A 13,438-nucleotide genomic window follows, 5' to 3' on the forward strand; every position below is an offset into this window, starting at 1 on the left:
TATATACTAAGTAGTACTACTCATTCTTTATTAAGATAATAATACAAACCTTTTAAAATAGCCTAACACAAGAAAAAAATATGTAAGAATATAAGTTAACTGAATAAAATATAATTACTACAAAACAAAGTAAATTCTTATATTGCAAACTTTTACAACACATTGTTAAATCCTACTTATGACCTACAAAAAGAGATCCAAATCTATTCTTTTGTTGTTGATTTTATTGATTTTACCTTTTATAGGTTTTGGAAATATACACCCAGACTTACCAAAGGCAACTATAGATAGTATTTTAAAAAACACTACTCCTAGTAGTTCTTTTTTGGATGTTAATAATTCTAAGAACACATTCTCTTTTGAAAATATTAGAAACGAATTTCCTGTACCTACACCTATCTTAAATGATAGAAATGAAGCTGCAGCAGTTTTAGAAGAAATAGACCTAAAAGATACTTGGGTTAATACTTTATCAAATAACGATATTGTAACCTTACCAGTAGGTATTAAAACCACTGTTAGTGAAGTAGAATACTCTATTGGAATAGCAAAAGCAACAATACACAAAGATTATACTGAGTTAACTGTTTTTGCTAGAGTTAGACTACCCCAAACAGATGAAAGCGGAGACCCTTTAGAAATATTTTTTGGCGCAAATAATGTAAAACTCTCTCACGATGGTGGAATTTTTGGCGATGCAAACCTTGTTCTTTTAGGAGATGTACAAATACCTTTTAATGCTGGTAACTGGCTATTAGAACTTAAAGGTGGTTTTGACTATAAAACAGGAAACACAGATAACCTTACCTATGTTACTATAGACTGTAATGGTGTAAAAGAAATGGGTTTAGCAGCTGAGGTACAATTTTCTAGAAATTTAATTATTCCGGTGACTGATCTTGGTGAACCAGAAAAAGAATTTAAAAATGTACAAAGAATAGATGGTACAACAGCTCAGGTACCAAATAGAGTAACAGGAAAATTTAATATGGTTGCTAGTGGATGGAATGATATTGTTGCAACAATAGACCTTCAGCCATTTACGCTATCTAAACATCCAGATAAATTTGTTTTTAATTTAAACGAAGCTACGCTAGATTTTAGTGATACTAGAACTCCTGATATTCCTTTTCCTCAGCATTATCATGAGAAAGGTTTACTATTACCAAATGCCGAATTGTGGCGTGGTGTGTACGTTCAGTCTTTAGAGGTTTCTTTACCAAAGACTTTTAAAACATCAGAAAGTATAGCTAAACAAGAGCGTGTAAAGTTTGCTGCCACCAATATGATTATTGATAACAATGGAGTATCTGGACTATTTTCTGCAGAAAATATTATTCCACTAGATAAAGGAAGAACTAATGACAAAAAAGCTTGGGCTTTTTCTGTTGATTATATTGATGTTGAACTTACTACAAACCGCATAACTAGTGCTGCGTTTGACGGACAAATAGTTTTGCCTATTTCAGCTAAAAAAGAAACAACTTCTTCTACTAATAAAGATGATAAAAAATTAGGCTTATCATATAAAGGTTTAATAAGTGAAGAGGAATATCTTGTGCGTGTTGCTACTGCAGATACACTAAACTTTAATGTATGGCAAGCTAAAGCACAATTACTACCAAATTCATTTATTGAGTTAAAAGTAGCAGATAATAACTTTAAGCCTAAAGCGGTATTAAATGGTCGTATGGCAATATCTGCTAGTCAAAAAGAATCTTTAGAAAATGAAGGCACCAAAGATGCAGATAGTAGCATGGTTAACTTTAAAGGTATAGAGTTTCAGAATTTAGTATTACAGACTGAAGCCCCTATTTTACAAGTAGATTATTTTGGATACAAAGATGAAGTTAAACTTGCCAACTTCCCTGTATCAATAGCAGATATTGCTTTTAACTCTAATGACCAAGAAGCTGGTATTTCATTTGATTTGAAAATAAATCTTATGGGAAAATCAGATAAAGGTTTTGCTGCGGATGCAAGATTAGGAATCATAGGTAAATTTAGTGAGGAGAATTTTGTTCAAAAATGGAAGTATGACCGTATAGATCTTTCAGAAATAAATATTGAAGCTAATATGGGTGCGGTTAAAATAAAAGGAGGCTTACTTCTTATGAATGACGACCCTATTTATGGCAATGGCTTCTCTGGAAATATAGAAGGTACATTTAGTGAATTTGGACCAATTACGTGTAAAGCTATTTTTGGAAAAAGAGAATTCAGGTATTGGTATGTAGATGCTGCTGTTCACGGGCTTAAAATAAATGCAGGACCAATACAGCTTTCTGGTTTTGCAGGTGGTGCATTTTATAAAATGACAAGGCAACCAAATGCTGGCCCAGATTTTTCTCCTTCAGGACTTTCATATATTCCTAATGCTGATACTGGCTTAGGTGTAAAGGCAATGATTTTTGGAGGTATTCCTGATGAAAGTGCAATAAGTATTGGTGCTGGTTTTGAAATAGAATTTAACAACAATGGCGGTGTAAATAGATTAGGTTTCTTTGGTGAAGCACAAATGATGAAAGCTTTTGATATTCCCAACCCTGTTGCTAAACTTACAGATAAGCTAGGCAAAATGGTAGACACAGAGGCCTTAAATGGTGTAATGGACAGCAAAGTTGGTAAAACTTTTTTAGACAAAGCAGATGATGAATATGAAAGTGAAGTTGTTGGTGAAGCTGGTATAACAGCTAAAATAGGAATGGAGTTCGATTTTGTAAACAAATCATTCCATGCAACTATGGATTTATATGTAAATGTTGTTGGTGGCGTATTACAAGGTAGAGCTTCTGGTGGTAGAGCTGGTTGGGGTGTTTTTCATTCTTCGGAAGACGAATGGTATGTACATATGGGTACACCAACAGACAGACTTGGTTTAAAACTAGGAGTTGGTGCAATATCTGCACAAGCAGGCGGATATTTTATGTTAGGTGACAACATACCTGGTAGTCCACCTCCTCCTGCTATTGTAGCAGAAATTTTAGGAGTAGATGCTGAGTCCTTAAATTATATGAGAGATGAAAATGCTCTAGGTGATGGACGCGGTTTTGCCTTTGGAACGGACTTTTCTATAGACACTGGCGATATGAACTTTTTAATGTTCTACGCTCGTTTTCAGGCTGGTTTAGGGTTTGATATTATGCTTAAAGATTACGGCCAGGCACAATGTGTAAACACAGGAGACCAAGTTGGTATTAATGGTTGGTATGCTAACGGACAAGCATATGCTTATTTACAAGGTGAACTAGGTATCAACCTAAAATTATTCTTTGTTAAAAAACGTATTCCTATTATAAAAGCTGGTGCGGCTGTATTATTACAAGCTAAAGCCCCTAACCCTGTTTGGATGCGTGGTTATGTAGGCGGACATTATGACTTACTAGGTGGTTTAGTTAAAGGTAAATTTAACTTTAAAGTAACTATTGGTGAAGAGTGCGAGTTTGACAATGCATCACCACTTGGAGGGTTAAAAATAATTAGTGACCTAACACCAAGAGATGGTGAAACAGAAGCTGATGTTTTTGCAACGCCACAAGCAGCATTTAATATGGCTGTAGAAAAAGCATTGACAATTCCTGAAGCCGATGGCGACCATATTTATAAAATTACCTTAGACGAATTTAAAATTACAGATGAAAGTAATACCGAAATCACTGGTTCTTTAGAATGGGGAGAAAATAGTAACAATGTAACATTTGTTCCTGAAGATATTTTACCTCCTTCAACACCATTAAAAGTCAGCGTAACAGTTGGTTTTAAAGAGAGAGTAAATGGTGTTTACCAAATAGTAATGGTAGATGGTGCTCCTGCAAAAGAAACAGAAGAACGTTCTTTTACTACAGGTGGAGCACCAGAATACATTCCTTTAAAAAACATTGTATACTCCTACCCTGTTATAGATCAAGAGTATTACTATCCTAAAGAGTATAATAAAGGTTATATACAATTAAAACAAGGTCAAGATTATTTGTTTGACGATTCGCAATGGAAAAGTGAATTGGCATTAATCAGTGAAACTGGTGAAGAAGATAAACCTGAATTTTCATACAACAATACTAACAACACAATTAATTATACTTTACCAACATTAGATAAATCTACAAATTATTCATTATCTATTTTTAGTAAACCAAAAAATGCAAGTTCAGAATCTACATTTACTAGAACAGAAAACAATACAGATTTTGGTAATGATAATACAGTTACTGTTACAGATAATAATGCGCAATCTGTTTCTAAAGATGGTAGTATAGAACGTATAGGTTATAATTTTAGTAGTAGTGCTTACAACACTTTTGCTAAAAAAATAAAAGCAATAAAAGTTAATAACTATGGTTGGGGTAAAATTGCAAATGATGTGGTTTACCTATATAACGCTATAGATAACCACGAGGCTTTTGAAACTGCAGAGCTAGTAGGTACTGCCTATACAGATAACAAACCAATGGTAGTTGCAGAATCCGACTTAAATGATAGTTATTTTAAGCAAGATATAAATCCAATTTTATATCAAAAATACAGTTCAGGTGCGTATAAAATAGAACGTCCAGAAGATCCATATGGTTTACCTCCAAAAAGAGCATTACCGTTGTTTACAAATTATATTACAAACATCGCATATGGTATTAATAAAGGATGGACAAGAACTCATTTTCCGTTCAGGTATAATTTGCCTGAAATCTATAAATTAGATTACACTACTACTAAAAATAAGGTTTTAAATGATTACGTAGATGGTCTAATCACAGTAAATAATCCAAACGCAGCAATACTAGATACAGAGTATATTTTTATACCAAAAGGAACATACACTATAAAAGTACAATATGTTTTACCTGGCAATAAATTAGGTACATCTGAAACTATAAACTTTAAAAATCTATTAGACTTAAAATAGCAAATGTCTGAACAAACCGAAAAAAGACACTAAAGAGGAGTAGGTAATTTAAAACAAAAATAATTATATGAAAAAAGTATTTGTAATGGCAACTGTAGTATTTATTTTATTACTAACTTCTTGCAATAAAAATGATGATGACAATTCTCAAGACCCACTTATTGGCGTATGGAATTATAAATCAGTATCCTATATTAATGACACTGGAGAAACTGTAAATGTAAACTATGATGATTGTGAAAAAAAATCAACATACGAATTTACAGCTGATGGAAAGTTTAAAGACACATATTATGTTTCTGTGGAAAATGAATGTCTTAAGGACGGGGAAGATCCTGGTACTTGGAAAAAATCAGCTGACAAAGTTTATGAAATTAAGAGTGCTGATGTTAGCTTTTCTGGAGAGATTAAATTTTCTGGCAATACAATTACCATAAATTTTGATGATGATGGAGAACCATATATAGCAGTATTCGAAAAAAAATAATTAACTATACAAGCTTTTGTTAATAGAACAAAAGCTTGTATTAACTCCTGACTAAAAACAGATACATAAATTAATTTTTATCTACCTTATGAGGTATCTACTCTTTCTTTTCTTCTTTGTTACGCATTCCACATTCTTGCTTGCTCAACAACAAGATAGTATTTCAGCGCCGTCTATACAAGCTATTGCCAGAGCACAACAAGGCAAAATATTAGTGCGTTGGGCACCAACAGATGCTAGTATATGGCAAAGAGCAAACACTTACGGCTATACACTAGAACGCTTTACAGTATATAGAGATGGTAAAAGATTAGACGCACCAGAACAAAAAAGTATTGTTACTGGCGCTTTAAAACCTGCTCCTATAGAATCTTGGGAAGAAATTTCTATGTCTAATGATAATGCAGCCATACTAGCACAAGCAATTCACGGTGAAGATTTTGAAGTAGGTACAGATGAAGGTGAACTAATGGCTATTGTAAATAAAGTACAACAATTAGAACAGCGTTATTCTTTTGCTTTATTTGCTGCTGATATGAATTTTGAAGCTGCAAAATTAGCTGGCTTGGGTTTTGAAGATACCGATATTAAAAGTAACGAGGGTTATTTATACCGCGTAAAATCTGCTATTCCCGCAGAGTTAGCTACTAATGTAAAAGAAGGTTTAATTTATATAGAAGCTTCTAATACAGAGCCACTACCCGCTCCTATAGATTTAGTGGGTGTTTTTAAAGATAAAGAGGTATTACTTACGTGGGAATATGAGCTGTTTAAAAGTATTTACGCAACGTACTATGTAGAACGTTCTGAAGATGGTACCAATTACAAACGTTTAGACAACTTACCATTAGTAAATCTAAACAACACAGAAGATTCACCTACAAAACGTATGTATTATGTAGATACTTTAGCTCAAAACAACAAAAAATACTACTATAGAGTATTAGGCGTTTCGCCTTTTGGAGAGCAAGGTAAGCCCTCAAAATCTATTGTTGGTCAAGGTCAAAAAGCACTAACTGCAACACCTTTTATTACCAATCATAAATTAATTGGAGACACCAATGCCGATATATTCTGGGAGTTTCCAAAAGAAAAAGAACCGGAAGTAGCTGAATTTCAAATAAGAGCTGCTACTAAAGATAATGGCAAATATGAAATTATTAAAAGAGGTATAACTCCGCAAGTAAGATCTGCAAATATAACCACACAATATGCTACAAATTATATAAAAGTAATTGCAGTAGGTAAAGATAGTACAGAAACAGCCTCGTTTTCTGCTTTAGTGCAGTTTGTAGATTCTATTCCGCCTGCAAAACCAGTTGGACTAATTGGTGTTATGGATAGTTTAGGAATAACTACAATTACTTGGGAACCAAACACAGAAAAGGATATGCTAGGCTACCGCGTTTTTAGAGGTAATATAAAAAACGAAGAATACGCACAAATTACAATAGATCCGGTTACCACAAATAAGTTTACAGATACAGTACAAGTTAAATCTTTAAATGATAAAGTATACTATACTGTGGTAGCTGTAGATAACAGATACAATAACTCAGACTACTCTGAGGTGTTAGAAATTAAAAAGCCAGATGTTGTACCACCATCTTCCCCTATTTTTAAAGAATATAAGGTTTATAAAGATGGAGTTTCGCTTTCTTGGATAAAAAGTGTTAGTACAGATGTAGACAGGCATCAACTTTACCGTAAAAATAAAAGCACTGTGAGCGAATGGGAACTTGTTTTTGAAACCAATGACACTATCACAAATTTTGAAGACACAAAAGTAGCAGCTGCAACAAAATACACCTATAAAATTCAGGCTATAGATGATAGCGGACTGATATCTGCCGACTCACCTACCCTAACCATAGAAACAGCTTCTAATACAGTAGACAAAGTTTTAAAGGGTTTAAACGCAACAGTAGACAGAGAGCAAAACAACATTACACTAAACTGGCGAAAATTACCATCAGAAATTAAAGAGTTGGTCATTTTTAAATCTAAAAAAGAAGGGAAACCTTCTACTTGGAAACAATTGCCAGCAACACTTACAAAAATTAGAGACAACAATATATCTCCTAATAATATCTATATCTACCAAGTACGCCCTGTATTTGCAAATGGTAGTTTTGGAACTTTAGAGACTTTAGAAGTAAATTATTAAGCTATGAGAAAGATATTATGCATTATTCTAGTGTTATTCAGTTTCGTAAAGCTATGTAATGCCCAAGAAAGTTATGTGATAAATTTTACTAACTTAACATACAAAGCCGATAGAAATGTTAAAAATAGTACTTCATCAAACCTGAATATAACTCTTCATTATGCTAATGGCGATATTGAACAATTGTATTATAGAGACATAAGGGATAATACATCTGAAAATAACTTTAGTATAAAACCATTGATAAGGTATAAACGGCCTAGCCATATTAATGTTTATATGTTTGTTAACTTTAGACCTGCCTCAGATGTTAATATAAATGATAATCTTATTATAAATTCTGGTTGTTTGAATCAAAAAAAATATTTATGGATTGATGATGATGGAGGTTTAAATCCAAACTTAAGCTTCAACTACTCTGTAGAACCTATTTTTAAAATATATAATTCTAATCTACAAAAATCAATTGGCTGGGAAGATGAATTTGAAGTAAAAGTAGAAGATAACTCTACTGGTTTTCCTACTTCGCTTTACAATTGGAAGTATCAAGTTGTTGAAAAAGATACTGATGCTAAAGATACAGCATGGCTTAATATGCCAGCATTTACTAAAGGAAAAAAATCTTTTTCTATTACTCCTAATAGTTTTTTAAAACCTGAAGATATAGGAAAAAAAATAATATTTACTATTGAAACTTGCGCAGGGGTATATTCTCAAAATGATATTTATTATGACATACTCCCATCTGCACCACACATCACAGCTATTGAAAATAATACTGGTTTACGTTGTAATGGCGAAAAAGATGCTGAAGTAACACTTGTTTTTGATAAAAATTTAGAACCTGGGGAAAGTTTTGCTTTGCAATTATCAGACTTATCTGTTCAAACAGGTACTGATGAAACTGGAGAGCCATTATATGCTAAAATAGATATTGACCCAAAATTTAATAATATTACTGCTAATGATATTGTTAATAACAGATTAACTATAGCAGGTTTACCAGGAAGTACTAATGATGGTTTTCGTATTGAGTTTGTTGGTGGTACTACCATTTTTGCTGATGGTGATAATCATAAAATTGATTTTAAAGTTTATGAACCTGATTTTGTGCAATTTACTCTTACAGATGCAACCAAAGTATACTGTAAAGATGGACAAGATGGTACCGTTTTAATTACAGCAGAAGGTGGTACAAATGGTAATTATCAATACCAACTAACAAGACCAGATGGTACTATTGAAGATTGGGTTAATTTTGATCATACTTATACACATACGGTTAGTGACTTATCTGCAGGACTCAATAAAATTAAGGTTAGAGATGGCAACCAATGTGTGGCAAAAGAATTAGTACCTGATGAGGATGGTAATGATACTCCCGATCATGATACCGATTTAACTTTAGAACAATTAATTAAAGAACCTAACAACATATTAGCTTTAAAATTTTTACCAGTAACAATTGACAGATTAAAAGATAGTAACGACGCTACCGCAAATGGCTTCACTGATGGCCGTATTATTGCTGTAGTTACTGGTGGTACAGCACCTTATAATGTAGTATGGACGAATAAAAATACTGGAGTTGAAGTTACAACTGTTTCTAGTTCTCCATATGATGCAGTTGAAGAAAGTCAAACTTTTACTTTAAACAATATTGGAGAAGGCACATATACTTTAACTGTAACAGATGCTAACCATACGCAAGCAACACAAAAAACTACTTGTTTTGCTGAAGGAGATTTTTCTATAGAAGATCCTGATGAATTACTACTTACTATTGAAGAAACAAACCCTGTTTCTTGTAACAGTTTAAATGAGTTTAACAATCCTGTTGGAGACGGACAATTAGTTGCTCACGCTACAGGTGGTATTAAATTAGATGCTTTAGCAAATAGTGGATTACCATATTATTATACTTGGAAAAAAGAAGATGAAAACGGAGTTTTTCAAGTACTTACAGAAGAAAAAGATAGTATTATTAGCAATTTAACTGCTGCTCGTTACTCAGTAAATATTAGAGATGCAAACGGTATTGTTATTGGCAATTATGTAAACAATAGTTTGGTTAATGAGACGGATGTTATTCACGACTTACTAGATCCTGAACCTTTTGTAATTACTTTCACCAAAGGAGATTTATTATGTTCTGATGGCACTGAAGGTTGGGCAGAAGCTACAATCACTGGTGGAACTGGTTCGTATACATTAAACTGGTCTAACGGTTCTACAGAACCTAGAATTGAAAATCTTGAAAAAGGAACTTACCTTCTTTTTGTTACAGATGAAAAAGGGTGTCAGGCTACGAGTCAAGTTATAATTGATGCTCCTAACCCACTCCAAGTTGCTATTTTAGAAGAAAACGATCCTGTTTGTAACAACGGATCAGACGGTGTAATATCTTTAGGTATTAGTGGAGGGTTAGAAGATTACACCTATAATTGGCTTAAAGATGGTAATGTTATACCTAGTCAGACTGGTTTTTACGCCAACAACTTAACCGCAGGTACATATACCATTACAGTTTCAGACGCTAATTTATGTTCAGAAACAGTAGAAATTACATTAGAAAATCCTAGTCCAGATTTAATTAGCTTAGGAGAAGACAGATTACTTTGTGGCGGACAAAGTGTTGTTTTAGATGCAACATACCAAGGTAGTGGCACCACATATTTATGGACATCAGATAACGGATTTACAAGTACAAAGCCTAGCATTGAAGTTACAGAAGCTGGCACTTATACTGTAGAAGTTACAACTTTACTTGGTTGTAATGGTGGTGATAGTATTGTAATTACAGTATCAGATACGCCAATAGATGCTCACTTTATTGTAAGTACTCAGGCTTTTGCTGGTGAAGAATTAGCTTTGGTAAATATTAGTGAACCTATAGGCGATAAAGTAGAATGGTTTTTACCAGAGGAAGCTGTAATTATTGCTAAAACAGATGAAAATGTTATTCTTTTGTTTGATGAACCTGGTTCTTATGATATATTGCTACGCTCTAACCAAGGAACTTGTTTCTTAGACTATATGAAAACTATTATTATTGGCGAAGCAGAAAACATTCCAGATATTGGCGATGCTGAAACGCCTTTCATTCAAGAGTTTAAAATATATCCTAACCCTTCTAGTGGCCAATTTTATGTAGATATTTTACTTTCTGAGGCTAGCCCTATTTCACTTAAAATATTTAGTATGGCGTCTCAAGGTTTGGTAAACGAGCGTAAAGAAAAAGCTGCTGTTAATTTTAATCTAGAATATGGTACAACATTAGCTTCTGGAACATATGTTCTTTTGTTAGAAACTGCTAAAGGGAGTGAAATCAGAAAAATTATTATTAACTAGTATGCTTAACTCTAAAAAAATAGCGCTTTACTATTGTAATTTAATTGCAATTTTACTTTTGTATACTGGTTGTACGCAAGAGCAAGCTGTACCAGTAGTTATAGATTTTGAAATTGCTATAATTAATGAAGATTATTCTATACCTGTTACGGTTAAAGTTTTAAACAAAACTGTTGGCGCAGACGCCTACTCTTGGTCTTTTGTAGGAGCGGATAGGGAATCTAGCACAGATAGAAACCCTGGTGCTTTAGTCTACAACAATAAAGGAGAATATACCATACGTTTAGACGCATCAAACAAAGATGGCTCTGCAGATAGTAAAGAAATTACTTTTAGTATAGATGCTGCTGTAGAAGTTGCTTTTGATGCCGAAATACAAACTAATAATTTTGCGCCTGCATCAGTTGTAATAACTAATAACACAAAAGGAGCTACAACTTATAATTGGACGTTTGCAGGTGGTACTCCAGAAACTTCAACAGAGGAACAACCAGGAACAGTAGTTTTTAATGAACCTGGCGATCATCTTATAACATTAGTGGTTGGTAACGGTAAAGAAACCCATCAACTAGAAAAAACAATAACCGTTGCAGATGGGTTATTGGCTAACTTTGATTGGGAAGTTACTTTTCAGGATGATGATCTTCAAATTCCAGTAACCCTTACAATGCAAAACAATAGTACAGGTGTTTTAACCTACAACTGGACCTTTACTAATGCTACACCATCAACTAGTACAGAAGAAAACCCAACTGTTACTTTTAACGTAGAAGGCACACAAACGCTTACGTTAACAGTTTCTAACGGCAAAGAATCAAAATCTATTTCTAAAACTATAGAACTTTTAGCCGATACTAATATTAGAACTTTAACGGATATAAAATTCGGAATTAACACTGCACATAACAACAATACTATAGGTGCTTTTTATTCTGCCACAACCAGAGAAATTTATACTAAAGAAGAACTAGGCGCTATAGATGGCAGCTTAATAGATATTGTATTTTTTGGCTTGGGCGAAGATTTTACTTTTAACAAGTTTGTTTCTCCAGACGATTTAAGTACTACTACGTTTCCTGCATTAGCAAATGCACAAAACACACGTATTATAAATTCTCAAGAACAATGTGGCTGCTCTACATTACTAACTGTAGTAGAGTTTGATGCTATGGTAGACGATAGCGTTTTAAGCAGTTTAAGCGTTACAGAAACAAACGGAGGATCGCAGCATTTTACAGATGCTACAGTACCTAGAATTGTATTGTTTACTACTGCAGATGGTAGAAATGGTGCTATAAAAATAAAAGAATATGTAAAAGACGGACAAAACTCTTACGTACTAACCGATATTAAAATACAGAAAAAATAACCTTTAATCAAATATAAAAATGAAAAACAACAAAACAATACTATTATTTTTAATGCTTTTTGCTTTAATACAGACATCTTGTACTAAAGACGAGGACTACCCAGTTGACCCTAATGGAGCAATCACTGTTGTTAATGTTGCAGGTACAAGTGCTGAAATAGATTATACAGGTGACCTAGACGATGATCCCGATTATAAACTTGCTTGGGGAAAACGAATTAAAGGCGAAGAAAAATATGATATTGATTACAATATTGCTTTTAATGGAGGCAGAATAATAACAGGTTTAGATTACTCCACTACTTATGAGGTGGCTGTTTTTCAACCAAATGGAGATACCACTCCGTACAATACGGTTGAGTTTACTACTGAGGCTTTCGAGGCTATCGAATTTATAAATGTAGTTGCAACTAATCATATTTTTACTAGTGTAGGTGAAGAAATTACTTTTAAAATAACTAAAGGAAAAAATGATTTAGGAATTACAAAGCTATATCTGGCTACATATATACCAAATAATGACGATTACTCAATGAAAGAATTTATAGAATTGGATGTTACTAAAAACGGATCTATTTTTTCTTTTACCATACCCAAAGAAGCGCTACCATTAAATTATTCCTATACCAAAAATTATGAATTATATTATGGTACTAACACAAATAGGCTCAATAAAGTTTACAGTCCACTAAGCAATGGCCGTAATTTTGATCCAAATTTTATAGTATTTAACTCTAAAATAGCATTAAATAAAGTACTAAAACAATCTTCTATAACAAGTAGAAAATGTAATACTAAAAAAGCATATTATATTAATTTTGAAGGTGTTTTATATGATTACACTTTTCTACAAGAAAACAAACCTAAAAAAAGTATCATTATAAAAAACTTAGACAATAATGCAGAACTTATTTTGTCAGATGATTTAGCTGATGACTGCAACAGGTTTTATACCAGTCGCTTAGAAACTTACCAAGGAGTTGTTCATAATGGTCTAGAAGCTTCTAGCTTATATGTAGAATTTATAAAAGATGAAAGTCAAGGCTTAGTTGCAGGTAACTACTCTATTAAAGCAAATTATGCTTTAGAAAATGGCGACTATTTTGAGACAAATACATTTGAGTTTGAAATAACAGAATAAAAGTCTTATAACTTTTTAAAAAT

Annotated in this window: 6 protein-coding genes; all 6 read left to right on the top strand. The window is 33.0% G+C overall.

The features are described 5' to 3' along the window. Positions 1–178: 178 nt before the first annotated feature. The gene (locus CELLY_RS15545) at positions 179–4,900 is read left to right on the top strand and encodes a hypothetical protein (protein ID WP_013622656.1); all 4,722 of its coding nucleotides are present in this window, start codon (positions 179–181) and stop codon (positions 4,898–4,900) included. Between the two features lie 85 nt (positions 4,901–4,985). Next, positions 4,986–5,387, top strand: coding sequence for a lipocalin-like domain-containing protein (locus tag CELLY_RS15550; protein WP_169309929.1), 402 nt, complete (start codon positions 4,986–4,988; stop codon positions 5,385–5,387). An 88-nt stretch (positions 5,388–5,475) separates the two neighbouring features. Beyond that, positions 5,476–7,554, top strand: coding sequence for a fibronectin type III domain-containing protein (locus CELLY_RS15555; protein WP_013622658.1), 2,079 nt, complete (start codon positions 5,476–5,478; stop codon positions 7,552–7,554). A gap of 75 nt (positions 7,555–7,629) precedes the next feature. Beyond that, entirely contained in the window at positions 7,630–10,905 is a 3,276-nt protein-coding gene (locus CELLY_RS15560; RefSeq protein WP_013622659.1) for a T9SS type A sorting domain-containing protein, read from the top strand. Then, positions 10,877–12,274, top strand: coding sequence for a PKD domain-containing protein (locus tag CELLY_RS15565; RefSeq protein WP_148228913.1), 1,398 nt, complete (start codon positions 10,877–10,879; stop codon positions 12,272–12,274). The genes CELLY_RS15560 and CELLY_RS15565 overlap by 29 nt, the downstream gene beginning before the upstream one ends. Before the next feature lie 19 nt (positions 12,275–12,293). After that, the gene (locus tag CELLY_RS15570) at positions 12,294–13,415 is read left to right on the top strand and encodes a hypothetical protein (protein ID WP_013622661.1); all 1,122 of its coding nucleotides are present in this window, start codon (positions 12,294–12,296) and stop codon (positions 13,413–13,415) included. The last annotated feature ends 23 nt before the right edge of the window (positions 13,416–13,438 follow it).

The sequence above is a fragment of the Cellulophaga lytica DSM 7489 genome, assembly GCF_000190595.1.
GTDB lineage: Bacteria > Bacteroidota > Bacteroidia > Flavobacteriales > Flavobacteriaceae > Cellulophaga > Cellulophaga lytica.